At 44.0% G+C, this 26,218-nt stretch carries 26 protein-coding genes, 1 pseudogene and 1 riboswitch; of the genes and pseudogenes, 14 read left to right on the top strand and 13 right to left on the bottom strand.

Annotation, left to right across the window (positions count from 1 at the left end):
• Positions 1 to 158: 158 nt before the first annotated feature.
• A complete protein-coding gene (locus tag AB6E78_RS20485; RefSeq protein ID WP_372134126.1) occupies positions 159 to 1,514 on the bottom strand; it encodes a diguanylate cyclase in 1,356 nt (451 codons plus the stop codon).
• A gap of 364 nt (positions 1,515 to 1,878) precedes the next feature.
• Here AB6E78_RS20485 and AB6E78_RS20480 point away from each other — a divergent pair, with 364 nt between their 5' ends.
• Positions 1,879 to 3,081, top strand: coding sequence for a hypothetical protein (locus tag AB6E78_RS20480; RefSeq protein ID WP_372134125.1), 1,203 nt, complete (start codon positions 1,879 to 1,881; stop codon positions 3,079 to 3,081).
• A gap of 100 nt (positions 3,082 to 3,181) precedes the next feature.
• Here the strand turns inward: AB6E78_RS20480 and AB6E78_RS20475 are convergent, their stop codons facing one another.
• A complete protein-coding gene (locus AB6E78_RS20475; protein WP_372134124.1) occupies positions 3,182 to 4,282 on the bottom strand; it encodes a permease in 1,101 nt (366 codons plus the stop codon).
• A gap of 233 nt (positions 4,283 to 4,515) precedes the next feature.
• Between AB6E78_RS20475 and AB6E78_RS20470 the strand changes: the two genes are divergently transcribed.
• Entirely contained in the window at positions 4,516 to 4,812 is a 297-nt protein-coding gene (locus AB6E78_RS20470) for a helix-turn-helix transcriptional regulator (protein ID WP_004733042.1), read from the top strand.
• Positions 4,796 to 5,380: an RNA polymerase sigma factor SigZ gene (sigZ, locus tag AB6E78_RS20465; RefSeq protein WP_017061700.1), complete on the top strand. Its 585-nt coding sequence runs from the start codon at positions 4,796 to 4,798 to the stop codon at positions 5,378 to 5,380. Before AB6E78_RS20470 ends, sigZ begins: the two co-directional genes overlap by 17 nt.
• A 120-nt stretch (positions 5,381 to 5,500) precedes the next feature.
• Here the strand turns inward: sigZ and AB6E78_RS20460 are convergent, their stop codons facing one another.
• Both AB6E78_RS20460 and AB6E78_RS20455 read right to left on the bottom strand, forming a co-directional pair.
• Positions 5,501 to 6,115 (bottom strand): YitT family protein, encoded by a 615-nt coding sequence (locus tag AB6E78_RS20460; RefSeq protein WP_372134123.1) that lies wholly within the window; start codon positions 6,113 to 6,115, stop codon positions 5,501 to 5,503.
• 460 nt (positions 6,116 to 6,575) lie between these two features.
• Entirely contained in the window at positions 6,576 to 6,725 is a 150-nt protein-coding gene (locus AB6E78_RS20455; RefSeq protein ID WP_017061698.1) for a hypothetical protein, read from the bottom strand.
• Positions 6,726 to 6,754: 29 nt separating this feature from the next.
• On the opposite strand from AB6E78_RS20455, the gene AB6E78_RS20450 reads away from it, so the two are divergent.
• From AB6E78_RS20450 to AB6E78_RS20440, 3 genes are all read left to right on the top strand, one after another.
• Positions 6,755 to 7,966, top strand: a complete 1,212-nt coding sequence (locus tag AB6E78_RS20450) for an MFS transporter (RefSeq protein ID WP_017061697.1) — start codon at positions 6,755 to 6,757, stop codon at positions 7,964 to 7,966.
• A 221-nt stretch (positions 7,967 to 8,187) separates the two neighbouring features.
• On the top strand, positions 8,188 to 8,913 hold the full coding sequence (locus tag AB6E78_RS20445) for a sulfite exporter TauE/SafE family protein (protein WP_372134122.1): 726 nt from the start codon (positions 8,188 to 8,190) through the stop codon (positions 8,911 to 8,913).
• 78 nt (positions 8,914 to 8,991) lie between these two features.
• Positions 8,992 to 9,354, top strand: coding sequence for an MmcQ/YjbR family DNA-binding protein (locus AB6E78_RS20440; RefSeq protein WP_017061695.1), 363 nt, complete (start codon positions 8,992 to 8,994; stop codon positions 9,352 to 9,354).
• Between the two features lie 53 nt (positions 9,355 to 9,407).
• Here the strand turns inward: AB6E78_RS20440 and AB6E78_RS20435 are convergent, their stop codons facing one another.
• On the bottom strand, positions 9,408 to 10,154 hold the full coding sequence (locus AB6E78_RS20435) for a phosphatase PAP2 family protein (protein WP_017064917.1): 747 nt from the start codon (positions 10,152 to 10,154) through the stop codon (positions 9,408 to 9,410).
• 386 nt (positions 10,155 to 10,540) lie between these two features.
• Positions 10,541 to 10,691, top strand: a riboswitch (FMN riboswitch).
• A gap of 188 nt (positions 10,692 to 10,879) precedes the next feature.
• Here AB6E78_RS20435 and ribB point away from each other — a divergent pair.
• A complete protein-coding gene (gene ribB, locus AB6E78_RS20430; RefSeq protein ID WP_017054827.1) occupies positions 10,880 to 11,536 on the top strand; it encodes a 3,4-dihydroxy-2-butanone-4-phosphate synthase in 657 nt (218 codons plus the stop codon).
• A 338-nt stretch (positions 11,537 to 11,874) separates the two neighbouring features.
• Positions 11,875 to 12,723 carry a hypothetical protein gene (locus AB6E78_RS20425; protein WP_017064918.1) on the top strand — a complete coding sequence of 283 codons (849 nt, stop codon included), beginning with the start codon at positions 11,875 to 11,877 and terminating at the stop codon, positions 12,721 to 12,723.
• A gap of 131 nt (positions 12,724 to 12,854) precedes the next feature.
• On the opposite strand, the gene AB6E78_RS20420 is transcribed toward AB6E78_RS20425, so the two are convergent.
• Positions 12,855 to 13,751, bottom strand: coding sequence for a LysR family transcriptional regulator (locus AB6E78_RS20420; RefSeq protein WP_017069812.1), 897 nt, complete (start codon positions 13,749 to 13,751; stop codon positions 12,855 to 12,857).
• Between the two features lie 154 nt (positions 13,752 to 13,905).
• Between AB6E78_RS20420 and AB6E78_RS20415 the strand changes: the two genes are divergently transcribed.
• A complete protein-coding gene (locus AB6E78_RS20415) occupies positions 13,906 to 14,544 on the top strand; it encodes an NAD(P)-dependent oxidoreductase (RefSeq protein WP_372111288.1) in 639 nt (212 codons plus the stop codon).
• A gap of 77 nt (positions 14,545 to 14,621) precedes the next feature.
• Here the strand turns inward: AB6E78_RS20415 and AB6E78_RS20410 are convergent, their stop codons facing one another.
• On the bottom strand, positions 14,622 to 15,275 hold the full coding sequence (locus AB6E78_RS20410; protein WP_372111290.1) for a cupin domain-containing protein: 654 nt from the start codon (positions 15,273 to 15,275) through the stop codon (positions 14,622 to 14,624).
• Positions 15,276 to 15,410: 135 nt separating this feature from the next.
• On the bottom strand, positions 15,411 to 16,178 hold the full coding sequence (locus AB6E78_RS20405) for an SDR family NAD(P)-dependent oxidoreductase (protein WP_065584096.1): 768 nt from the start codon (positions 16,176 to 16,178) through the stop codon (positions 15,411 to 15,413).
• 105 nt (positions 16,179 to 16,283) lie between these two features.
• On the opposite strand from AB6E78_RS20405, the gene AB6E78_RS20400 reads away from it, so the two are divergent.
• Positions 16,284 to 16,622: a helix-turn-helix domain-containing protein gene (locus AB6E78_RS20400; protein WP_004741127.1), complete on the top strand. Its 339-nt coding sequence runs from the start codon at positions 16,284 to 16,286 to the stop codon at positions 16,620 to 16,622.
• Positions 16,623 to 16,662: 40 nt separating this feature from the next.
• Here the strand turns inward: AB6E78_RS20400 and AB6E78_RS20395 are convergent, their stop codons facing one another.
• Positions 16,663 to 17,568, bottom strand: coding sequence for a LysR family transcriptional regulator (locus AB6E78_RS20395; protein ID WP_137371631.1), 906 nt, complete (start codon positions 17,566 to 17,568; stop codon positions 16,663 to 16,665).
• Between the two features lie 210 nt (positions 17,569 to 17,778).
• Here AB6E78_RS20395 and AB6E78_RS20390 point away from each other — a divergent pair, with 210 nt between their 5' ends.
• Positions 17,779 to 18,498, top strand: coding sequence for an SDR family oxidoreductase (locus AB6E78_RS20390; protein WP_004733012.1), 720 nt, complete (start codon positions 17,779 to 17,781; stop codon positions 18,496 to 18,498).
• A gap of 119 nt (positions 18,499 to 18,617) precedes the next feature.
• Here AB6E78_RS20390 and AB6E78_RS20385 read toward each other — a convergent pair whose 3' ends face one another.
• Together AB6E78_RS20385 and ompW are read right to left on the bottom strand one after the other, a co-directional pair.
• On the bottom strand, positions 18,618 to 20,429 hold the full coding sequence (locus AB6E78_RS20385; protein ID WP_372134121.1) for a choice-of-anchor I family protein: 1,812 nt from the start codon (positions 20,427 to 20,429) through the stop codon (positions 18,618 to 18,620).
• Between the two features lie 202 nt (positions 20,430 to 20,631).
• Entirely contained in the window at positions 20,632 to 21,279 is a 648-nt protein-coding gene (gene ompW, locus AB6E78_RS20380; RefSeq protein WP_050052809.1) for an outer membrane protein OmpW, read from the bottom strand.
• Positions 21,280 to 21,680: 401 nt separating this feature from the next.
• Between ompW and glgC the strand changes: the two genes are divergently transcribed.
• On the top strand, positions 21,681 to 22,901 hold the full coding sequence (gene glgC, locus AB6E78_RS20375) for a glucose-1-phosphate adenylyltransferase (RefSeq protein ID WP_050651372.1): 1,221 nt from the start codon (positions 21,681 to 21,683) through the stop codon (positions 22,899 to 22,901).
• Between the two features lie 119 nt (positions 22,902 to 23,020).
• On the opposite strand, the gene AB6E78_RS20370 is transcribed toward glgC, so the two are convergent.
• Both AB6E78_RS20370 and AB6E78_RS20365 read right to left on the bottom strand, forming a co-directional pair.
• Positions 23,021 to 24,451, bottom strand: a complete 1,431-nt coding sequence (locus AB6E78_RS20370; RefSeq protein WP_372126902.1) for a YfcC family protein — start codon at positions 24,449 to 24,451, stop codon at positions 23,021 to 23,023.
• A gap of 411 nt (positions 24,452 to 24,862) precedes the next feature.
• Positions 24,863 to 25,090, bottom strand: a pseudogene (locus AB6E78_RS20365) (hypothetical protein); the annotation flags it as partial.
• A 57-nt stretch (positions 25,091 to 25,147) separates the two neighbouring features.
• On the opposite strand from AB6E78_RS20365, the gene AB6E78_RS20360 reads away from it, so the two are divergent.
• Complete coding sequence (locus AB6E78_RS20360) at positions 25,148 to 25,405, top strand: hypothetical protein (RefSeq protein ID WP_229648214.1); 258 nt, start codon at positions 25,148 to 25,150, stop codon at positions 25,403 to 25,405.
• A gap of 337 nt (positions 25,406 to 25,742) precedes the next feature.
• Entirely contained in the window at positions 25,743 to 26,099 is a 357-nt protein-coding gene (gene hpf / locus AB6E78_RS20355; protein ID WP_017061680.1) for a ribosome hibernation-promoting factor, HPF/YfiA family, read from the top strand.
• Positions 26,100 to 26,218: the final 119 nt, after the last annotated feature.

Here is a 26,218-nt window from a genome sequence, read left to right as displayed (position 1 = left end):
AGCTGATCAGATCGTAGGTTCTTGATTTAGTTCCATTGAATTACGCAACAAAGCCTAAAAAAAGTGGCAATTCAACAATAACCATCATGGGAAACAGCATGAGCCATAGCTCTGCATTTTCGAGTAACATCCCCCAAAAATATTGTTGAAGATTGAGGCTATTCGACAGCATAAATTTCGCCGACTTTACTCTCTAACCACGCCCCTACGTCCTCTTTAACCATGGGGTCAGGAAGGCTCCAAGCAAACACATTCAATGTAAAATCATCGTCTTCAATAAGTAGACAAAGGGCTTCTATTTTTTCACGCAGAACATTGATATGTTCCATCTTAGCTTTAGGCATAAATACGAAAAGAACATCACTTTTGTATTGACAACAAATATCTGAGTCTCTAAACAAACCGTTAAGGCGCTCAGTAATTTGCTCGATCAAAGCAAACATTTTCGCATCTCCATTCTTAGATACATATTGAGCTAAATCAGGAAGATGCAGACCTAGGAGAAGATGCTCTTCTTGATGACGGATAGCGATACGATTGACCCAATCAAGGAGGTTTGAAAAATACCCGCTGTCTACTTTGCCGCGTAGTGTCAGCTGTGGAGCAGATAATTTGACGCCGTGACGGAATATATACTCGCCCTGCACACCTAATTTTAATGAATAGATTTTCCTGACAACCAACTGAGAAACATCATTCTTGGCGTCACAACTAAAACAAACAGCCAAAGTCTCAGCTTCAGAAAAGGAATGAGAACAAACGTTACATGAATGAGTCTCTAACGGGCGGTCATAATCCACACCGATATGACGAAGTTGAGTTAAACATTTAGGGCATTCCAGTTTATGGTTACGTTTAAATTGTCCTTGTTCGGCTACATGACCACAGGTGAAACAATGTAATGAGACACGCTCGGTAATATCAATGTCTTTACATGAAGGGCACACTTCGATGTAATTCAAATGAGCACTAGCGCAGTCAGAACATACACGGATTCGATTGATCAACTCATCATATTCAAACGTATCACGCTTGGTTTCTGACAAAACAAAACGATATGTAGAACTTAACTCTGGATAATATAAGTCGACTAAAGGGTAAGAATATATCGATTTCAGAGTCAGGGAGTGATGAGGGACTAGTCGTCGATCTTGCTCCAACCCTAACCATCCAATTAAAGGGTCTAAAGCATCCGTCGATGCAGAAACACTGTTCAACGTTCTACTATGTTGGGTCAGTTCTTCCTCAATAGTATCTTGATTTAAAACTCCATCAGATAAACAAACTGATAATGCGCTAGTTTCAAATACATAAATCTTCCAAGACCAAAACTTTCTGCAACGGTGAAGTTGACTTAATAAATCATCTTGTACACTGGCTTCCGTGTTTAGAAAAACTACACCACCTAACAACTCTGGCAGTTGCTCAATATCACTTACTTGTGCGATATCAAATCGATCTTCCGCATCAACGATTGGGGTCCCAAGACAGTAAATTTTTAATTTATCTCTCATTCATTAACTCCATACTTTTGACACTTCCACCGTCAAATAAACGTAACATTCTGAATATTAATGAATGCTATTGGATTGGTCGGCCTTATACAAATACTAGATATCGATGTAAAAACAGTCCAATTATTAACCAATAATATAAAATACTGACACCATTGCATTAACAACACGGAAACATAGATATTAATGATAATTTTAAAATTATAGATATACAGCACTCCAAAAATTGGATAGCGATACTTTTTTCAGACTAATTACATCAACTTTCGGAGCAATGCCTCTCTCTAACTCATTCAATCTTATAAATTTCTCATATCACTTCTATACTGATTCCAATCTTAATTAATCGTGTTAAAGGCAAAGGATGAGCGTATTAACCGTATTCTTCTGTGGTACAGGCTCAAACTCAGAAGACAACAACCACAAAAACTATGTTTCTGGCGAATTGATTTCGACGCTAGCGAAGAATGCAACGGGCAGAGACATGATTGACTACATTCAAGTGGATGGCGTTGGCAGTGGGAATCAGAACGAATGGTTGAAGCAAGGTAAGGACGACACGTATTCTGGAGTTAAGGGAACATTGCTAGGCAAAGGCATCGACAGCAACATGCGTCATGTACTGAATATCTTGCGCGGAAGCCAACAAGATAAGAATAACTACATGAAGAGAGCAAAAGGACTGCTTAGTGAATCTCGCCCAGAAAAATCAGCTTGGCCTTTCGCAACCAACCAAAAATATCAGGATTGGTTGAAAGACTCACAAGCACTGGCAGCCGATCTAAAACAAGGTATCGCTGCTCGCCAACAGAACATAGCGATTGAACGCCAAACTAAACCGATTAGCCAAGTTAACATCGTAGGTTGGAGTCGAGGTGGTGTCAGTTGCTTTGAATTGGCGAACCGAATGCTCAAAGACACCAAGCTAAGCCATATTCCAGTCAACATTTTTGCGTGCGACCCCGTTCCCGGTGGGATGAACGCATTCAAGGATTACAAATTACTGGGCAAAAACGTCAAACAGATCGTGTGTGTTTTTGCTGAAGACGAACGTTCATTGGCTTTCAAAGCGAGAATGCCACGCTTGTCCCCATCCACTAAATATTACACAACCTACATGCCAGGCCGACACGGCACTTTGGTAGGGAACGCGAATACCTCTGGCGGAAGTAAAGGTGCGGGTTTACTTACTGGTCCTGGGCTAGTGACTCGTGATTTCATGGAAAAGGTATTAATGGGTTGGGGAACGCAACTTAAGGCGAACTCGACGTTGAACTTTTCTAGGCAGCGCATCATCGAGTTATACGAGCAAATGCGCAGTAATGAAGAGCACTTCAATAAAATGCACGGCATGACTTACACGGCAAAGAACCGACTGTTATGGACAAGTAAAGATCGAATCGGTCAGCAGAGGGAGCGTCGTTATGGGATTCCGATGTATCGCTTTCAGTTCCCCGGAATCACTAACAATTACGGCGATGCCATTAATCGTCATCACTGTGATGTGTTAGCCACCAATGCTTTCGCTGCATACGGAACTTCGGCTGCGCTGCCAAACCCAGTCTGATATGCATGGTTTGTTAAACACAAAAAGAGCTCAACTATGTGAGCTCTTTTTTATTATCTATCTCTTTGTATCAATGGTGTTATCTCGAAATCAGACCTGATTAACCAAAGATGAAGCTGTATAGGAAGCCTGCACCCATCGCCATGCTTAGGATAACGAATAGGAATGCTGCAATCATTTGGTTCTTGAAGATTGATTTAAGCAGGATAACTTCCGTCAAACTTGCACCTGCACTACCAATGATCAATGCCATAACTGAACCCAGCGCCATGCCTTTCTGTACTAGAGCTGCACTTAGTGGGATTACCGCTTCAGCACGAATATACAGTGGAATACCAATCACGGCTGCTACTGGAATCGCATACCACATACCTTCACCAGCGTACTGTGCAATAAGGTCTGTAGGAATGAAGCCGTAGATGAATGAACCAATCGCGATACCCATCATTAGGTAAGGGAAAACTTGTTTAAAATCTTTCCAAGTTGAGAACCAAATTCTCATCCAACGGCTAGATTCTTTCTTCTCTACGATTTCAGCTGTTGCGCTTCCATCCGCTGAACAGCATGAAACCGTTACTTGTGGCTCTTCTTTTTTAGAATCGCAGCAAGATGTCTCTTTCGCCATTACGGGTGCGGGTTCGCCACATGCACTTGTACCACATGAAGATTCTGCTTTAACCGGTGCTGCTTTCTTAGGAGCAGAGTCACCACAGCTAGTGCCACAGCTTGAAACTGAACCTGTTGATTCATACGCTTCAGGTTTTACGTAACGCTCAAAGCCAAGCTTCTCAAGTGCGTAACCAGCCACTACAGACACCGTCATTGCTACAAGGAAGTAGAACACAGCAACTTGCCAACCGAAGGTAATCACAAACAAACCAATGATCACTGGGTTCAATAGTGGGCTACCAAATAGGAACACCATCATTGGACCGAAACCCGCTCTTGCACGCAGCAATCCTTTTAAGAAAGGAATGGTCGAACATGAACAGAAAGGTGTAATTGCACCCAGTAGTGCTGCTACTACATAACCCTTACCATTACGTGAGCTCAGGATAGATTGAATCTTTTCTGGTGTAAGGAACTCTTGAAGAATCCCAACAATGTAGCTGATCGCTAAGAAAAGGATAATTAGCTCTACTGCTAAGAAAGCGAACATATCAAGTGCGTCTTTCAGCATTGTTAACATTTCATTGCTCATAATTAACTCCAAACTGGATTGAAGGTCGGGCTCTATGAGAAAAGTAACCAACCCTTAATTTCGAATATTCTCGAATTATAGAAATAAACAGCTCCAGAACAAGCATTATTTCGATAAAAATCGAAATGATTTTCTAAAACACAGTTTTTCAATAACTTACACAGACACCGTTTTTAAATTTGAATTCGACATACATTTCGACTAACATCGAAATTAAATCTTGAGGAGTTAATATGAACTTAGAAGTCGTTGCGAAAGCACTTAAAGAGTTGGGGCACCCTATTCGCCTAACCATTTATAAGAGTGTCGTTAAAGCTGGCTACCAAGGCATTGCAGTTGGCGGCCTACAAGAAGAGCTAGGCATTCCCGGTTCTACCTTGTCTCACCACATATCAAGCTTGGCGTCTGCGGGCCTAATCAGCCAAAGACGAGAAGGAAGAACTCTATTCTGCGTGGCGGAGTATGAGTGCCTAGAAGGTGTGATTGATTTCTTACAAGACGAATGTTGCGTAAATGAACAGTGCAACTAATGCACCTTTGAAGCTCGAACAAGTCTGGGCCGAGTATCAGCAAGCATTAAAGTCATTCCTGCATTCAAAGGTCAACAACTCTGCGGATGTAGACGACTTGCTCCAAGATATCTTGATTAAGACCTATCAGAACTTAGATAAGGTACAAGATGCTAGCAGTGTTAAGGCTTGGCTGTTCCAGTTAGCCAACAACACCATTATCGACTTCTACCGTAAGCATGCACGCCAACAACGTGATAGCCAAATTGATGCTGAAGATCTGTGGTTTACCGATTTAGACCACGACTCTGAATTTAAGCAGAAACTTTCATTGTGTATTGAACCTTTTATTCAGGCATTGCCAGAACAAAGTTCATCGCTACTGCTTGCGGTCGACATCAAAGGCCAAAGCCAAAAAGAGATCGCAGAAGCGCAGAACGTCAGCTATTCAACGGTTAAATCCCGCGTGCAAAAAAGCCGTGCTGATCTTAAGAACCTGTTTGAAGAGTGTTGTAACTTGTCCCTTGATCAACAAGGCAATGTGATTGATTGCGAGCTTAAGCCGAACGCCAGCTGCGGCAAGTGTTAATCGTTACATCGAATCCGTTATTTCAATAGAACAAAGCCAGCAATTAATGCTGGCTTTGTTGTTTTCATAATCTGCAAATCACTCTTTACTTAAGCAAATCTAGAGCTTGAGCGAACCGAACTATGCTGCTTCCGCTTTTACCACAGGTTGATAGCGCCCCGGTTTATGATTCATTGCTAGAATCAAGTTGGTGACTATCGCACCAAACACAGACAGAAGAACCAATGACACATCAACAATGAACAGAGAAAGCACAACAATCGTGCAGTCTAATGCCATCTGAACCTTACCTGCTCGAATTCCAAAACGTTCTTGTAAGAACAACGCCAGAATGTTGAAGCCACCTAAGCTCATCTTGTGACGGAAAATCACCAGCATGCCGGTACCAATCAAGCCACCACCAAGTAAAGCTGCATACAATGCATGAATTTCGGCAATTTGAATCACGTGATACAAGTGATCCACGGCGAACGAAACAATCGAAACCGCGATAAACGTATTGATTGTGAAGCGCCAGCCCATACGAGCAACCGACAAAATATAGAAAGGTAAGTTAAGTGCGAAGAATACTTGGCCAAAGCTCAAATCTGTTACTTTGGTAATGAAGATCGCTAGACCAGCCGTGCCCCCGGTGAGCAAACCGACTTGGTTGAAAAAGATAACGCCGAGTGAAACCAATGCGCTACCTAAGATCAGTGCCAGTAAGTTTTCGCGAAGATTATGATCTTTATCCATGTGAATGACTCTCCCTGAATCTTTTAACATCGCGTTTCAGTAGTCTTGAAACGATTTATGCCCAAATTTACGATGTTTGACAGATAAGTCGAGTGAACGAGCAATGTTGCTTAGTGATTAGTTTGTATATTAGTTTTTACAGCTTTGTGAAACTTTAAATTAAACAGCTAGTTATAAGCCTTAATTTAGACTTTCATTCTTAATTAGATACTTGTTTCTATTAACTAACGAGCTTCAAGTTTTCTTATTTATTGAGCGCGTTTTATACCAATTCCAATCAAGCGACAATCTATGCATAAAACGCATAGACTACATCACAAATGGTCATTTGATACATACCCGACTCATCACTATGATGCGCGACTTCTTACAACATTGAGCGCATGTCAACACCGTATGTTTTCACAATCTCTTTTTGCCCAACTTGCCAGAATGACGTTATTCCTCGTCATTAGTTTGGTTATTGTGCATCACAGTCAGCCATTGATTGATCTCTTGGCTCAGCATGCCGTAAGCAGTGGTTGCCACCAGCAGTCAGGGCATGATCATTCTGGGCACGAACATCACCATGAGATGACTGACCAACACATGTCAGCGCAAGACCACTCACATCACCACCATTAATTTAAGAGTATTAGAATGAGCATTTTCCGTTTTCCTTTACTGGTATGGCTAGGGATAGGCACACTTATTATCAGTCTAGGGATCAGACAATCATTCGGCATTTTCATGATGCCAATTTCAGAGCATTTCGGCACGGGTCGAGAGTTTTTCAGCTTCTCTATTGCTCTACAAAACTTATTGTTCGGTGTGTTCCAACCTTTTGTTGGTATGGCCGCTGACAAATGGGGAGCAAGACGCATCATTATTGCTGGCGCATGTGCTTACGGTTTGGGTTTACTTCTTACCTCAATTTCTACCGAATCGAGCATGCTTTACGTTTCGTTAGGCGCACTGGTTGGTCTTGGCTTGAGTGCGACAAGTTACGTGATCGTGCTTGGCGCAGTAGCGAAAGTTGTACCAGCAGAGCACGCGGCTAAGGCGTTTGGCTTAACCACGGCTGCAGGTTCATTTGGTATGTTCGCGGTAATTCCGGGCGCACAATACATGCTGAATGAATTTGACTGGCAGAGTGCGATGCAAGTGTTTGGCGTACTGTGTTGTTTGATGATCTCTTTTGCGCTGTTCATGCGAGCGCCTAAAGCAGCCTCAAACAAACAAGCGCAAGCTGAAGAGAACCAAACACTCAAAGAAGCGTTGTCTGAAGCGTTTGCTCACAAAGGTTACTGGTTGATTCACGCGGGCTTCTTCGTGTGCGGTTTCCACGTAATGTTTATCGCAACGCACTTACCGAGCTATTTAGCAGATAAAGACCTACCCGCGAGCAGCGCTGCGATGGCACTGGCTTACGTTGGCATCTTCAACATCTTTGGGTCTTACTTCTGGGGTGTAATGGGCGACAAGTTCAGCAAACGCCACGTTATGTCTGCACTGTACTTAGTGCGTACTGTGGTTATCGGTGCGTTTGTGACTCTGCCTGTGACTGAATCAACCGCGGCTATCTTCGGTGCGGCCATTGGATTCTGTTGGTTGGGTACAGTTCCGCTAACGTCTGGCTTAGTTCGTCAGATCTTCGGTGCCCGTTACCTATCAACGTTGTACGGCTTGGTATTCTTTACTCACCAAGTGGGTAGCTTCTTAGGCGCTTGGGTGGGTGGTCGTATTTACGATTACTACGGTTCTTACGAGCCAATCTGGTGGTCAACGGTGGTGCTGGCATTTGCAGCAGCACTTATCCATTTACCAATCAATGACAAGCCCATTGAGCGACTGAAATTGGCAATGGCTTAACGTTTTATGCTGACTCCCCCACTAGCGTAAACAAGTCGTTCCAATAAAGCGAGTGAGTATTGAAAGGAAGCATCCTGAGATACTCACTCGCTTTTTTGTTGGTCGTTATAGTAGAAATTATAACTAGCGAAACTGGCATAAAGCTCACTGAATAATAAGACTATTATTTTAGTTTTCATTTATAGTATCCACCCGCTCCTTTAAAACTAATCCGCAGGCTTATGGAATACATAGATCAGACTGTCCTTATCGCAATGACACTCATTTTTGTCGGCTCGTTTGTGCAAACCGCAATCGGCTTTGGTTTGGCCATTGTTGCAGCCCCACTGCTGTTTTTGGTCTCTCCAGATTATGTGCCTGCGCCTATCTGTTTGATCGGTCTGTTTATCTCGTTATTCAACGCTTTTAAACATAGAGCAAATATCTCTATTGGCGGATTAAAAATCGCATTGCTGGGCCGTATTCCTGGGTCACTGGCAGGTGGTGCTTTGTTGGTGATGGTTTCAACGAGCGTGTTATCACTATGGTTGGGCTTATTGGTAGTATTTGCCGTGATTGTTAGCCTACTGCCCTTTAGACTCGAACCAACCCCAACTAAGATGGGTATTGCGGGGTTCTTCTCTGGGTTCTTTGGCACCAGTTCTGGTATTGGTGGTCCACCGATGGCACTGCTACTCCAACACCAAGATGCCAATCAGCTTCGTGGTAACCTTTCTGCGTTTTTCGTGTTTAGTTCGATCATTTCGTTGGTTGTACAGATCCCAATTGGCTTCTTCACGCTACACCACTTGATCATCACTATACCTTTGCTGCCTGCTGCTTGGTTGGGTTACAAAGTGGCGTTAATGACGACACAAAGAATCCCTAAAGAGAAGATACGCATTGGTTCATTACTGCTATGTTCTCTCAGTGGCTTTACGGCAATCTGGCAGGGTTTAGCTGGCTAGTTATTGGCGATAAAGACAAGAAGAAGAAAGACATCTTAGAAAACCAACACAAACACCCAATAGTTAAAAGGACGCTCTATGACTTACGACGAATTCAACGCATTCTGCGAGTCACTGCCTGCAACCAGTTATGTGATGCAGTGGAATAACTCGCACGTTTGGAAAGTGGGTGGCAAGGTGTTTGCGATTGGTGGTTGGGGACCGAAAGATGAGCCTGCGTTTATCTTCAAGGCGTCCGATCAGAATTTCGACTTTCTCAAAGAAGAGCCGGGCTATAAACCCGCACCCTACTTTGCTTCACGCGGTATGAAATGGATTCAGCTGTTTGAAAGCACGCCACAAAGGGATGAGGAGCTGAGATACTATCTCATTGAGTCACACCGAATTGTGTCCTTAGGTCTAACCAAAAAGAAGCAAGCAGAGCTAGGGCTCAATCAGTAGCGTTTATTACGTACTGCTAATCTGAGCCCTTCTTTTGCAGTGAGGACGGATCCCTAAGAAGTCTGTTTCAAAAATGCAGGTAAATAGCGTTCTATTTTTTGCTCTGAGATAAGCGGCACCAATAAATAGATCAAACCCGCAAAGGCAATAGATCCGGCTAAGTCTTCTGGTCGATGCATGCCAAGCCAAACACGGCTATAGGCGACACCACCAGCCCAAACCAGTAAACCGCCGACTAGATAAAAGCGTTTCGCCTCTAGGAGAAGACCACCAAAGAACGCCAAACACACACCGACGAAAATCATATGTCCAGATGGGAAAGAGTAGTCAGTTTCACCCAACCAGTGACGCGTTCGCCACTCGCTCACCTTATCTTGTACAGACTCAATCGCAGCATTCTTTTCAACCAATGGTAATTCGTAAAACACTTCCGGCATATCAACCACTTCCTGCGTCACCAAATACTCAGAATAAGGACGAGGGCTCTCAGTGGAATGCTTTAAGAAGGTTTTCGCTGCAAAGCTAAGCACCAACAACAAGCCGAGCTGCAGACAAAGACTGACTAACTTCGCTTTGGAAAACTTCATCGTGAACAATACTAAAGACAAAATCGCTAGTGTTACCAAGAACCCTTGATTGCCCGCAGAGTAAGTCACAAACGTTATGAAGGCGCCATAGAAAGGCAAAACAGCACTTCCAAGGTCGAAGTCAGATCCAAAGATCAAAAAGGGTATGAGGGAATACAAACTTAGAACGAGCAGTAATAAGCCTTTGGATTTGTTAGAGAACAGAGAAGTCATGGCTAAGATCTTTTAGATAAAGTGGTCGGATGCTATCGCAGCTTAGCATCGTCAATATCAATTTTATGTCAAAACGGTCAGTCAGCCGTCATGGTGTAACAATATTCGATTAATGGACCTCTTGAGTATTGATTCGGTGAACAGCCACGCCAGCACCAATAATGTTCAACATCCATTTATGTTCATAGAGATAGCAAAAACCACTGAAACCAGACGAGACAAAGGCATCATCCCATTAATAGACTACCGGACGCGTTCTGCTGATAAAGTGAACACTTACCGGATTATAAGGCCAGAATCTTAAAAACTTTGCTGTCAGTCCTTTAAATCCACTATTGAAAGGATTACCATCTGGTCTGCTTTCAAAAGCAAAACAGATTATTAATTTTTATTCTCAGGGCGGGGCGAAATTCCCCACCGGCGGTATGTCCTTAGCAAAATCTAAAGATAAGCCCGCGAGCGCTCGATTCGTCGAGGTCAGCAGATCTGGTGAGATGCCAGAGCCGACGGTTATAGTCCGGATGAGAGAGAATGAAAACACACTCGTTTAAGTTGGAAAGGCGTACCCGCGTGAGTTGGGTTCGTACCTCCAACTTAGGCGGGTGCATTTCGTTTTGGATAAAACCATAATGAGCTAAAGTTTACTTGTAATGAGTAGGCTTTGTTGTGCTCGGTTGAGATCCCTCATACAGCCCTGATTCTGGTGATATTTTAGGAGTTTAACCATGAATCAGTCTTCACTACTTGCCGAATTTGGCGAACCAATCACTCGCGTTGAAAATGCACTGCAAGCTCTACGCGAAGGTCGTGGCGTACTTCTACTTGACGATGAAGATCGTGAGAACGAAGGCGACATCATCTACTCAGTAGAACACCTAACCAATGCTCAAATGGCGCTTATGATCCGCGAATGCAGTGGAATTGTGTGCCTATGTCTAACCGACGAGCAAGCAAACCAACTTGAACTTCCACCTATGGTTGTTGATAACAACAGCGCAAACCAAACTGCGTTCACCGTCACTATCGAAGCAAAAGTTGGCGTAACAACAGGTGTTTCTGCCGCTGACCGTGTAACAACGATCAAGACAGCTGCAAACCCAACAGCTAAGCCTACTGACCTTGCTCGCCCTGGCCACGTATTCCCATTACGTGCTCGTAAAGGTGGCGTACTTGCTCGCCGCGGCCACACAGAAGGTACTGTGGATCTTATGCAAATGGCTGGTCTTCAATCGGCAGGCGTACTATGTGAAGTAACCAACCCAGACGGCACAATGGCAAAAGCGCCAGAGATCGTTGCTTTCGGCAAACTTCACAACATGCCAGTACTGACCATTGAAGATATGGTTATGTACCGCACTGAGTTCGACCTTAAGCTTGCGTAACGTTTAGTGCTAAACGCTTAGCTCTTAAGCTAACGAAACTCAGAAATGAACATTGAAAGGTCTCACTCTTACTGCTTTTTCTAGTTAAAAGTATATAAAGGGTGAGGCCTTCTTCATTTCCTACACTGAAATCTAAGTTCCATCTCATCGCCCACGACTAACCTCTCAAAAAATCCTGCAAAATATGAGAAACATTCACTAGAATGGTGAAGTCATGCACCATCATTGATCATCCATAATTACAGGGAAATCATAAGCAACTGAAATATAACACTTATTTATTTTGGCACGGTGTCTGCACTACCACTAAGTAGGTATACAAATATTAGGAGTTGAATATGTTTGTAGTTATTTCAGTGGGTTTATCCCTATTAGTACTTGCGGCCCTGTTTCATTTCTCAAGGAAGAGACAAACAGCGCTATCACACAGGTTTGAAACCTTAGTTCTGCTTAGAGAATTATTGTTGTTATCACGCAAACATCGCGCGGCAACGCACTATGCTCTAGCTTATAAGTTGTCTAGCGACTCGATTCGCAAAGTGAACGAGATTTACGACAACATACTTGAAGTATCTGAACTGCTTCAGTCCCATGTGTCGTTTGATAGCCGCCCTATGTATCGCATCTATCACCTCAAGCTCATCGCCATGCACAGCGACTGGCAAAACCGTAGCTTGGTGCGTAACCAATCGATTCATGGCAAAACGATACGTCACAGCATGTTCTTAATGGATGAAGTGATGATCATCTGGCTTATTCAGTCTGAGCGAGAAGACATGAGCCGTGAGTATCACATGAATTGGCAACAGATCTTAGACTGCATGGAGATCCTGACCAAGTTACGCATGTGCATACCTGATATGGAGAAGCCTGAGGAGTACGCGAGATTCAAATTCTACGCCTCTCAGACACACAGAAAACTCAACCAGTTATCGATTATCTGCCCTCTTAGTAGTGGGTCACCGGTTTGTACGCGAGCGATGCATGCACTCTCAGAGATCGCATCAAGTAACGAAGCGACCCAACCGGCAGATAGCATGTACGAATTAACCAGTGATATCTCTAGCGTCGTGTCGCAAGTTTACGACCAAGTATTATCCGATATTACGAGAAGCTTGTATCAGCCTTTACCAGACGTAAACGAAAAGGTAATAAATACCCGATTATCCGTACATCATTACATGTAAAGACTTCGTGAGAGGAGAGCGTGCTGGAACTCTGAATTATTGAGTTCAAATCCGATATCACCATTGATATCGGATTTTTGTATTTATGAGCTTTTAAAATTCTATCGCTATGTATCATTGCCTATGAAGTTTCAAACATCGCCAGATTTGATATCGCTAGACCAAGCTTCTGCGGCAAAATCAATGAACTGACGAACAACCGGCAGCTGATAACTACGAGACAAATACACCGCCCACAGCACACTACTCGGTGAAACAAACTCATCCAATATTCGTATCAATTTGCCATTCGCAATCAGTGGGTTGGCTAAGTCACAAGGTAAACGAACTACCCCTTTCCCGTGCTGTGCGGCGCGAGTTAGCACTCCAACATCATTAGCCTTGATAGTGCCAGACACCTCAACTGAATAGTGTTGATTGTCCTTAACAAAATCCCACTTAGAAACATTCAAGTGACGAAAACAATTGTGTTGTCGAAGCGCCTCGACCGTTTCAGGTTCACCATGTTTGTCTAAGTAGGCTTGCGAGGCACACACCACTGAATCAATAACCATTAGCTTTCGTGCAATCAAACTATCATCAGGTTGATCGGTATAACGAAGTGCAATATCGATCCTCTCATCCACCAGCTGAGTAAAGCGGTCTGAGGCAAACAGTTCGACCGTGATATTAGGGTGGCGCTCGGTGAACTGTTCGACCACATCCAACAACATGTGCTGAGTTAAACCAATCGGAGCTGCAATTCGAATGGTTCCAGAAAGATCATCGGTTTGATTGAGTGAAGTAACTTCTAGCTCAGCGGTCTCATGGAGGATCTTCTCACAGCGCTGCAGAGCGATTTCCCCTGCCGCGGTTAAGCTCACCTTTCGAGTCGTCCTATGTAATAGCCTCTGCTTCAGCCACCCTTCTATCTCTTGAACATGACGTGAAACCTGCAACCGACTCATGTCCAAATGCTCAGCTGCTTGGGTGAAGCTGGCACAATTCGCAACTTCGACAAAGCTACGCATTGCCGTCAACCTATCCATCACACTTTCCCTTATCCACTGAATAAAACCTATTAGCTAGCTACATAGATACAATCTACATCATTTTATGATATTTATCGCAACCTAGTGAGCTATTAGACTGCAATGGCTGTCGAGAAACAGACTCAATAAATTAGATAATTGGAGAGACATTATGAAAATTGCAGTATTAGGTGCATCAGGTTGGATTGGTAGTCACATCGCTCAAGAAGCTCAAGATCGCGGACACGAAGTCGTTGCTGTTGTAAGAGATGCAAGCCGCGTAGAAATTAGCGATGTTGAAGTTCGTTCATTTGATTTACAAGATGAAGCGGCAAGTCTAGCGACCGCTTTCTCAAGCGTTGATGCGGTAATTGCTTCGATTGGTGGACGCGCTCTAGGCAACCACGACATCGTAAAAAACACAGCAGCTAAGTTGCTTGATACATTGCCAAGCATTGGCATCGAACGTCTACTTTGGGTGGGAGGTGCAGGCTCATTAGAAGTGGCGCCAAACGTACCGTTAGTTACCGTTCCTGACTTCCCTGCGGACTACAAAAACGAAGCGCTAGCACAAGGAGAAGCCCTTGAAGTGTTCAAACAATCTAATGACAAGGTTAACTGGACATTCGTGAGCCCTGCTGCGGAAATCTTCCCGGGCGATAAGCTATCAACCTACCGCACAGGTGGTGATCAACTGCTCACTGACGAAGATGGCAACAGCAAAATATCCGTCAGCGACTACGCTATCGCGATGATTGATGAACTAGAAGCTGGCAAGTTCCCACGCCAACGTATTGGTGTCGCTTACTAGTCAGCTCATATATAAAAACTAAAAAAGCCGCTTGTTCAAAACAATGCGGCTTTCTCATCTTTATATTGAGCATTCCTTTAATCCAATGGCAAATGACCCGTTTTCACTAGGATAACGGTCTCTTCTTCCACATAAGGGAAATGCTCGCTCATATGCGGGCTGCGCATCCATGTGTGTTTTGGATACTCACCATGTTCGTCTTTAAAGGTGCCAGAAAGTACAAATATCTCTTCACCGCCAAAGTGACGATGTGGCTGAAAACGTTCGCCAACTGGCCACTTCACTAACGCGACATGCTCGTGTTCGAACTCATGCAGCGGCATCACTTGTAAGCCACCAATACCAGGTAACCATTCCGTTTCTAGCGTATTGATGCGAACTTGAGTTAAGTCTCTCGCATCAAACTGGTTGAGCTTAACCAAGATCGTACAGCCATTTTTGCTGGATGGGGAATGCGCGCTGCCCGGCGGATTACGGATATAAGTGCCAGCAGGGAAATCTCCGGTTTCATCAGAGAACACACCCTCTAATACGAAGATCTCTTCACCTTGCGGATGTGGGTGCTCAGAAAACGAAGAGTCAGGATCGTACTTCACCACACTAGTCGTGTGGCCCGATTCTTTCTCTTCTCTTTCAAGTGGCTTACGCCATACCCCTTTTGCAGGGCTCGCGACCCAATCTAGTGGTTCGGTTTCTATAACCAGTCTCTTTGAAAAGTCCATGTTGAGCATAATGACGACCTTACTCTAAATATTGTTTTAATTATTATTGTTGTCTTTCTAGTTTCTATTCTACGCGAATACTCATCAAGGAGGCCATCTCGCTGCTATTTTGCCTACGCGACAGCCACCTAAAAAGAAGCCTAATTAATTACGACCAGCAATCACACCGCCATCAACATCCCAGATTGCACCCGTTACCCAATCTGCACTGTCTGACAGTAGGAAAGAGATGCTATTAGCGATGTCTTTCGGCAAACCTACTCGACCAATAGGATGGAACGCGTTGAAGCCTTCTAGCGCTTGATCCACTTCTTCAGGTTTGATGAAAGATTCGTAAATCGGCGTTTTAACAACAGCAGGAGAAACCGCATTCACGCGAATGTTGTAGTCCGCAAGCTCCATCGCCATGTGCTGTGTTAAAGCGTGCAAGCCAGCTTTTGCCATTGAATACGCAGAGGATGGTGTCGCTCTAATAGCTTGTTTGGCCCACATAGAGCCTACATTTACCACGTTTCCGCCACCGTTTTTGATCATCAACTTGCTGACAGCTTGAGTGATGAAGAAGGTTGCTTTATTGAGCTGCATGTATTGCTCGTAATCAGATTCTTGGTGTTCAATAAACGCTTTAGGGTTGAAGTAACCAGCCGCATTCACAAGGTAACCAATACCTTCTTCGAGCGACTCTAAATGCGTAATAAGACGAGACACACTTGCATCATCATAAAGGTTAGCTTGCCAGCCTGAAGCATGACCGAGCGATTGCAGCTCTGACACCGCTTTATCTAACTTAGTTGGGTTATTGCCGACCACCAACACATGGATGTTTTGAGCGACTAACTGCTTCGCTGTTTCAAAGCCCATGCCGCTTGTGCCACCAATTACGACTGCAATACCATTTTTAGTGAAGTTCATTTTGTTATCTCCTAAGTCATGTGAACGTGGTAATCTTAGGCTTTGAACTAACACTATGAATAGTAAGTACAAATCGGTTAGGTAGGTACTTATTGGTACATCTTTATGAAAAATCAGGAAAACTTTTTTTCAAGAAAATCAGCACCAGAGCGTTCCGCTCGTATGGTTGAAACCATCTACGGCTGTAAATGGTCACTAACGGTTTACCAATTACTGGCAAATGGCATCAATCGCCCTGGTGAAATGGTGCGTTCGGTCGAAGGGTTATCAACCAAGGTATTGAATGAATGTTTGAAGCGAAATGTGGAGTTCGGGATTTTAGATAAGCAGATGTTCAACGAACTGCCACCAAGAGTTGAATACCAAGTGACACCCTTTGGTGAAAAGTTCTTACTGATTCTAGATCAACTGGAAAGCCTACAAAACGAAATCGACGAAATGTAGCCCAAACCGGTCAAACGAATAGCAGAAACAGCAAACCCACTTAGCTCACCGGCATTTGTTCAAAGCGACTTTTCACAAAATCAATAAAGGTTCGAATCCGGCTTGGTTGATAGCGGTCTCGGTGGTAGATCGCTGAAAAGTCCACTTTAGGTACTACCCACTCATCAAACACCTGCTCTAGTTGTCCATCATTGAGTTCTTGTAAACAATAGATGGTGGGAACTCGAATAATCCCGTTACCCGACTTCGCACCTTGCACCAACACTCGCCCATTCTTACATTGCAGCCTACCCGTGACATGAACATCGACTGTTTTCTTGGTGTCATCCAAAGCTTGAAAGCTCCACTTACGCACAGACCCCGTTAAGCAGTCATGGTGAATGAGATCTTTAGGATGGTTTGGCTTTCCTTTGCGAGCAAAATATTCAGGGCTTGCGAGCGTTCCCATCTCGATGTCCAAAAGCTTTCTCGCGATAAAGCCCGCATCTTCAAGGCTTCCCATACGAAATGCGATATCGAACGCGTCTTCAATCAAGTCGACTCGGTTACTACTGAAATCAAGGCTGATGCTGATGTCTGGGTAGAGTTGCATGAACTCATTGACCAGATCCGCGATGATCACCTCGCCCAGATAACCGCCAACACAGTTTACTTTTATGTCGCCACGTACTTCTTCGACGTCATCCACAGCAGCAATCAAGGCTTGGTCTATATTATCTAAGGCTTGTTCACATCTCGCGTACAGATCTTGCCCTGCGTGAGTCAACCTTAAGGTTCGAGTGGTGCGGATAAACAGTGTCACACCCATCTGCTTTTCTAGGCTGCTCACTTGGCGTGATACGTGGGAACGAGACACATCCAACTCCTCCGCCGCTTTGGTGAAATTACCTAAACGAGCGATCAGCACGAAAGAACGAATATCAGACAGGTTAATTTGATTGAGCATGGCCGCCAGCTTACTAGTGAGGTTATGAGATAGACACTTTTATTGTTGCACCACAGCAACAGTGTTTCAAGTAAAGCGCTATATATCAACAATTCTATTTTCCTTAATATACCTCCATCGCAACGAAGCAAGGCAACAAGCACTTGATTCGAATGCACTTAAACAACCCGTCGTAGCCAACCGACGCAATAAAAGTACAGAGGAAATAAAATGAAAAAACTAATCGTAATTACAGGTGCAAGCTCTGGTATTGGTGAAGCAATCGCTCGTCGTCTAAGCGATGAAGGTCACCCTCTGCTACTTTTAGCTCGTCGTGTTGATCGCCTTGAAGCGCTGAATCTACCAAACTCACTGTCAGTAAAAGTAGACGTAACAGACAAAGCGTCTTTTGATGCAGCAATCGCACAAGGTGAAGAGAAGTTTGGCCCTGTAGATGCACTTATCAACAATGCTGGTGCAATGCTTCTTGGTCAAATTGATACTCAAGACGCACAAGAGTGGAAGACAATGTTCGACGTGAACGTAATTGGTCTTCTAAACGGCATGCAATCTGTACTTGCTCCGATGATGGAACGCAACACGGGTACTATCATCAACATCAGCTCTATCGCGGGTAAGAAAACATTCCCAAGCCACGCTGCTTACTGTGGTACTAAGTTCGCGGTACACGCTATCTCTGAGAACGTTCGTGAAGAAGTAGCAGCTTCAAATGTTCGTGTTACTACTATCGCACCGGGTGCTGTTGAGACTGAGCTTCTGTCTCACACTACATCTCAAGAGATCAAAGACGGTTACGATTCTTGGAAAGAAGACATGGGCGGTGTATTGGCAGCTGACGATATTGCTCGCGCTGTATCATTCGCTTACCAACAACCACAGAACGTATGTATCCGTGAGATTGCTCTAGCACCAACTAAGCAACAGCCATAGGCCTTTGCTATCGCGACTAAATCAGCGATGAAATAAGCTATGAACTAAAAAAACGCCACGACTTAACAAGTCGTGGCGCTTTTGTTTTGATTCAATTTAATTGTTAGCAATAAGCGAGATTAGAACTCAACGCGGTAAACTGACGTGCTACCACTCACTTCATTGCCAACCGCAATAAAGTGGTTACCAGAACGAGTGAAATACTTAATTGACTCTGGACCTAGGTCACCCGCTTTCGAGTTGTAAGTATCGTTGTCGCAATCACCGTCTTCATCAACCTTAGTGCACACTGATTGTGTGAAGTCTCGGTTGTTCAAGTAGCTGATGAAACTTGCGTTCTTAGGCTGTGTTACGTCGTAAACCATGATGCCACCTTGGCGCTCAAGGCCGATAAAGGCATAGTGCTTACCGTTGATCTCAGCCACTTCGATAGCTTCAGGTTCTACCCCTTTATCATCGCTGCGATCGTCACCACTTTGGTTGTTATCATTGGTGCTGTTGAAGTTTGCAGGATCTTGCTCAAGTACGATTCGAGCAAAATCATCGCCGCTATCAAACACTAGCTCGCCTGACTCATCCCAGATAGAGAACGAGCGGCTGCCGAATGCTTGAACCTTTTGGTCAGCAGCGAGTGTCCCTTGTGGCTTAATCACTTTAAGACGTGCAAGTTGCTTGTTGTCTTTCAATGCGCCATCTAATGGGTGGTTAGCGTCAATATCTAACTTCTTGCCGCGTACTTCATCGACATAAGCGATACAAAAGTCTTTTTCTGTGGTGTAGTTTTCGGTGCCTTGATAATCGTCACCGTCCCACTCAAAACCTTTCTCATCACACATTTCTTGCGTAGTCTTGATGCCATATTCACGACCATCACCTTCGTTCGCAGTCACGATGTAGGTGTTGCCATCAACACTGTAGCTAGTGATGCTATCTGGCATGTAGAGGCCTTCTAACATCGCGTAGCTTTGCAGATTGCCGATATTTTTGTCTTTGTTTGACGCATCTAGCTTAGCGTTATCCCAAGGCTTTCCGCCTAGTCCAAGAATCGCATCCACATGTGCACTCGCCACATCAATCGCTGCCAACGCGTTGTTCTCTTGGAGGGCAACGTAGAGTTTTCCGTTATCCGCAAATGTTAGGTATTCCGGTTCAAGATCTTGAGCAACCGTTGCATTCGGCGCAGAGATTCGAACCTTGTCGGTTAGCTCTGCATGGCGAGGCTGACCTTGATTGAATGCCTTGAAATCAATCTGAGTGACTGTCGCTTGCAAAGGACCATTGGTTAAATCCACCAGCGTTACTGAACCTTCAGGATCAATGCTGTAATCCGCATTCGGCTCACCTTCATTTGCAGAGGCAATGTAGCGACCATCTTTCGAGAAGCTCACCATGTCCGGTAATGCACCAGCCGTATAAGTAGTAATCAGCTCTAACGTGTCTGAACGATAAAGGGCAATGATGCCGTTTTGTTGCTTGTCAGCATTTTCAATCGCGACAGCAACTAATCCTTGATGAGTCGACACACTGTTCGCTGCACCAATATCAATACCAGAAGCTGCAGCCGCTGATTGAAGATCAATCGAACCCGAAGATGTTGGTTCGCTAGCTGAGTTCATTGATAAAACATCAACTTTCTGAGCTTGAGCGTTCACAACATAAAGCTTGTCGGTACATGAATCGTAGCTGACGATTTCGGCTGCAGAAGTATCAAACGGGGCGTCGGCGATTGAACGGCCAACTAGGCTGATTCCGGTTACCTCAGCATTGGAAGCGCTTGGCTGCTCGATGGATTGGCATTGAAGGCTAAAAGCATCAAGTGATGTTTGAGATGGCGTAGCAGTCGTTGGTGATGTTGGTTGAGAACAGCCTACTAGAGCAGAACTTACCGCGATAGGCAGTAATAATGTCAGCTTATTAAATTTACGATTCATATATCCTCCATAATTTGAATCGCGATCATAGAGGGCTGTTATGACACTTATCTTTCCCTTTTATTAACAATAAATGACGACAATGAGTTTCCCTTACCCATAGCGACAATAAGCTGGATTAGGTATTTCATTAACAAGCAAGCAAAAAAAAGCGCCCAAGCTGGCTGATGCTTGAGCGCCTTTAGTAAACTGAATAGGGAGATTAGAAGTTGTAACCACCACCGATCATGAATACCCACGGGTCGATATCAACGTCTGTTGAGTACTGAACACCACCCGCTTTGTATTTAGCTGTAGTGTCGATATCTGCGTACCAAACCGATGCGTTCAAGAACCAATCTTCATTGATCATGTAGTCCATACCGATGTTTGCAGCTAAGCCCCAAGAGTCATCAAGAGACAAGTCGCTCAAGCCTGCGTCTTTGCCCGTACCATTAAGTTCTTCATCGAAAAATACGGTGTAGTTGATACCCGCGCCTACGTAAGGACGGAATTTGCTGTTTGCTTCACCGAAGTAGTACTGCACCATCAGCGTAGGTGGTAGGTGTTTTGTGTCAGCGATATCGCCTAGGCCACCATGATTTGTAGAGATTGTATGAGAGAATGGCGTTGCTGCAAGAATTTCAAGACTGATGTTATCTGTAAACATATAGCCAAATGTCAAACCAAGTTGAGTGTTTGAATCCACACCAAATTTTGAACCAGACGTATCGAGTACATCACCACTGCTATCGTTTGGAGATACCATTGCTGCACCTGCACGGATGATGAAATCACCTTCTTTATGAGCAAGAACATTGGTTGACATAAGAGCCGCAATAACCGCAATACCACATACTGTTTTTTTCATTATAATTTCCTTTTGGGGGCTTAATCTTTATTGGTGAATGAGTAATCATTTCTTATTTTGCGTGCAAGGTAGCATAGAATAACCCTACTTTATTGATGGAAATCAATTTGTGAAAAGTTGTGATTATTTATGTAAATTTATATCGACCCGATCACTTTATTCCTTCATTTTATTGACAGTTTTGTAATGCAACTTTTCCGTGCGTCATTTTGTTAATTCAATCCCTTCACTTTGTTCGGATCTTTTTTGGATCAAAATAGAGCAAGCCAATATCTCGCACGCATCATTTTGGTGCAGAACAACAAGAATCAATCTCGCCTCGTATAATATTCAATGAGTTACATTTGGCTTAGTGCTTGCAAGTCTATGTTCATAATCATAAATACATTGAGGTTCTGATCATGCAAGACACTCTAACAATCGTTCTGGCCGGCGGTGTTGGCTCTCGGCTTTCCCCTCTCACTGATAACCGTGCAAAACCTGCGGTACCCTTTGGTGGCAAATATCGAATCATCGATTTCACTCTCGCGAACTGCTTACACTCTGGGCTACGCCAAATTTTGGTGCTGACTCAGTACAAGTCTCACTCTTTGCAAAAACATTTGAGAGATGGTTGGTCGGTGCTTAACCCCGAGCTCGGCGAATACATCACCAATGTTCCCCCACAAATGCGAACCGGTGATAGCTGGTACAGTGGTACTGCCGATGCGATTTATCAAAACTTGTATTTGCTTTCTCGTAGTGAAGCTAAGCATGTGGTGGTGTTATCCGGCGACCATATCTATCGCATGGATTACGCTCCAATGCTCAAACAACACAAAAAGAACGAGGCCGACCTAACTGTGGCGTGCATGGAGGTTTCGATTGACGAAGCCAAAGAGTTTGGTGTGATGGAGATAGACGAATCTCTAGAGATCAATAACTTTACCGAGAAGCCACGTTACCCTGCATGTGTACCTGGTAGGCCAACTCGAAGCATGGCTTCAATGGGCATTTACGTCTTTGATAAAGAAGTACTAACACAAGCGCTACTGGCGGACGCCGAAGATCCGAACTCAAGCCACGATTTTGGTAAAGACATCATTCCGAAATTGGTCGGCAACAACAGTGTTTATGCATACAAGTTTGGGGATGAAGAAGGCCGAGTGACCCAAGATGCGTACTGGAGAGATGTTGGTACTATCGACTCTTATTACCAGTCCAACATGGACTTGTTAAAGCCAGCCTCTCCTATCGATTTATACCAACCTGATTGGGCAATTCGTACTTACGAACCGCAGCTGCCACCCGCGCGAACCATTGCTTCGGTTGAAGGTAACCAAGGAATATTCATCAACTCGATGATAGCGAATGGTGTTGTAATTGAAGGCGGCTCGGCGCAAAACTCTATCTTCTTCCCGAAAGTGAAAGTCAGCAATGCCGCGATTGTGATTGATAGTATTCTGTTTGAAGATGTTGAGATTGGAAAAAATTGCCACATACAAAACTGCATCATCGATAAGAACGTTAAGGTGCCAGATGGAACCCAGATCGGTGTTGATAGCCTTGCCGATGCGAAACGCTTCCACATATCAAAACAAGGCGTGATTGTGGTGCCCTCTTCTTATCAGTTTGAAGAGTGATACTCCCTCTAACGTAGCTTCTTATTAAACGAAAAAAGGCAGCGAATTCGCTGCCTTCTTATTTACTCACACGGCTTCAGTTAAGCTTAACTGTCCATGTATTCGATTAAAAAGAAACCTTAGAAAGGCCCTAGTTCAATCATTTGAGCAATCACAACTGAAATCAAAGCGCCTACCGACCAGAACAAGAACAGTGGTAAGAAGAAACGAACCCACTTGGTGTAAGGTACTTTTGCTATAGCCAATACCGCCAACAAGCCACCATTGGTTGGGTAAATATAGTTAGAAATACCATCACCCAATTGAGAAGCCAGTGCCGCCACTTGACGAGTCACTTCACCAATATCGGCCAACGGAATAATGATTGGCATGGTGATCACCGCTTGGCCACTGCCCGATGGAATGAACAGGTTGATCGCAGCCTGCGAGAAGTAGATCCCTGCTGCTGCCACAAGTTTAGAGCTACCAGAAATGATCTGTGCAAGATAGAAGATAATAGAATCAACAATCTTCGCGTCTTCCATAATGGTTAGCACTGAACGAGCAAAGAAGATGATCAATACCGCCACCAATACGTCGCTCACACCTTTAGTCCAATACTCACAAATCTTGTTCGGAGATAAACCCGCCACCAAACCCGGAATGATCGCCATCGCCACGAATGCACCTGCAATCTCAGTGAAGCCGAAACCCATCGTCAACGTGCCGAAGATCATGTATGCGAACACGCCCAAGAACGCGATGCCCGCAAGCTTTTCACGTGTGGTCAGTGTTTTCGCTTCAACGTTAGATTCGTAGTGATAACCCGTACCGTGCAACAAACCTTTGGTCGGGTCTTGCTTAACTTTGCGCGCGTAGTTAAGCACATACCACGCACCCGTTAGCAACATGAACATGCCAACAATAAAGCGATACCACATGCCTGAATACATAGGCAGTTCAGCGATAGTGTGTGCGATCCCCGTAAAGAATGGATTAGCCAAAGCGGCGGCGAAACCGGCACAACTTGCCAGTAAAACAACACCAAGTGCCGTAATCGCGTCATAACCAAGCTTGATACAGATTGGGATCATCAAAGAGATGAAAATGACATCAAGTTCACGCATACCGGTGAAGGTAACGTTGAAGAAGATCGCCGTCATGATCACAGGTGCAATCACGTACAAGCCTTGCTTCTTTAGCTTAGTGGTGAGCGCAACAACGGATGCGTCTAACAAACCCATGTGTTTGATAATGCCAAAAGCACCACCCACAAATACCACAACGCCCATCACGCCAGAAGCGGATTTGAAGCCTTTAAAAAATGATTCGAAAAAAGAGGCTAATGTTGTTGGGTTGCTGGTCAATTGTGTGTAGCTGTCTGGGTCGATAACCGTGCGGCCATTCATGACCACTCGCTCGAATTCACCAGCAGGGATGAAGTAAGTTGCGATTGCAGCAACGATCACCATGATAACCAAAGAAAGAAATGGATGGTTTACTTCTTTCTCTGTCGAAGCTGTATTACCAGCTGGAGATGTAGGTACGGATGTAGATACCGTAGACATCATATAGACTCCTTACTTGTCAGCAACCAAGCAATACTTGGCGCCAGGGGGATTTTGGAAAAACGAAACCCTTCACGCAGAACATAGTTCACGCTAACTAGGCTGTTTCTAAAAGGCCTTTGATAGATGGTGCTCTCAAATGTACATAGTGAAGTAGTGAGAACTACTCTCTTTGCGTCCGAGCAAAATGCAGATGTTCGGCCAAGTCAGGCCAAACTGAATGAGGTCATTACAAGCAGATAAACAGAAAAAGACTGTTTGGGTAATGCGTTTTTTATCAATTACAAAGACAAGCGGCGCATACTAGCATAACGAGTCATTAATTGTCAGAAAAGTGTGAGTTTCGTCATGCTTTGGTGAGCAAAAGAAAAGCGCCCACTAATAAGTAAGGCGCTTTTCTGCAATCGAATCGAGTTACTTAGGTGCTAATTCGTAGTTTTCTTGCATCTCATGAGGGGCAATCCCGTACTCATAATCCGCTAAGTAGCCATCCTTATAGACCTTCATTCCCTTCTCATCCCAGCTCACTTTGATCATCGCCGTGTTGCCATCTTCACTGCCTAACAGCTCCAGCATTTCTGCATCAATCTTAATGGCTTTGATGGTTTTAATACGCTTAAACGGCTTAAATTCAGTGGCCGAGAATACGATGGCCGAGCGATAACGCTTAAGCTTGAGTCCAATCGCAAAGATTCTCGATTGTTGCTCAAACTGCAACATATTGATCTAGGCTCAATTGATGAGTCTCGCATTTCAGAACTTGTGCGATTCAAAGTCGAAACGCCGGTTCGCTATGAAGGTGACATTAATTATTGGCGTCAGGGCGTCGAATTTCCTGTCGATCAACTGGCATCCAATAAAGAAGTCGATATTCGAGCACGCATTACCATACCCGAGTCTCAACTCACAGCAGGAGAGTTTCACTTCAATATGGAGTGGGCAGTTGAGTGTCTATAAATTAGTAACTTAAGCTGAGTTTTTAATCAAAGAAGAAAAAGTGAGTGAGCTGGAAAGAAAATCAATGGAGTGACAAGTTCGGAATTATAAAACCGATAAAGAGAGATTCACTGGGAATTCGCTGTAGGTTAGCGCAAATTATCAAGGATGGAGTTTTTTTGAACATGTCTTTAAAACACGAAACATAATATGCGTTCAGTTCATCGGACTTTCAAGGGAGTAACAAGAGAATATTTGATAACACTGAAGTCAATCACACATGTGCTAATTCTCAGTTGGTTAATCTATGCGATGTTTGCTACGTTTAAATGACACAGTCATTGGAAAGGTATGATTTATGAAAATAAATGTTCAAACACATCATGTATCAATTAACGACGAGTCACGCAAAGACATCGAAGGTAAATTCGAGAAGATATCTAACCATTTCCCATCACTGATCAGTTGCGACATCATCATTACTAAAGAACACGGTCAACATCAGGTTGAAGTATTCACCAACTACGAAGGTGTACGAGTAACAGCAAAATCGACAGACGATGTTATGTACCCAGCTATCGCTGCAGCACTTAAGAAACTTGAAGCGGGCCTAAGTAACCGTAAGGGACAATTGAAAGCCGACCTACACGAGAAACCAACAAGCACGAAGCCAGAGATTGCTTCGGACATCATCCAAGAGATGAAATTGGTATAAATCGATAAGTAGTTAAAGCGAAATAACGAATAGAAACTTATTAAGAATTTCAAAGCCAGCATACATGAAGTGACCCCGTAAAGTTGGACATTTCTGTTAAGCGGCTTTCAAGGCCTGAG

Source organism: Vibrio sp. 10N.247.310.98, from assembly GCF_041467395.1.
Lineage (GTDB): Bacteria > Pseudomonadota > Gammaproteobacteria > Enterobacterales > Vibrionaceae > Vibrio > Vibrio crassostreae_C.
This window is presented reverse-complemented; position numbering and strand designations above follow the sequence as displayed.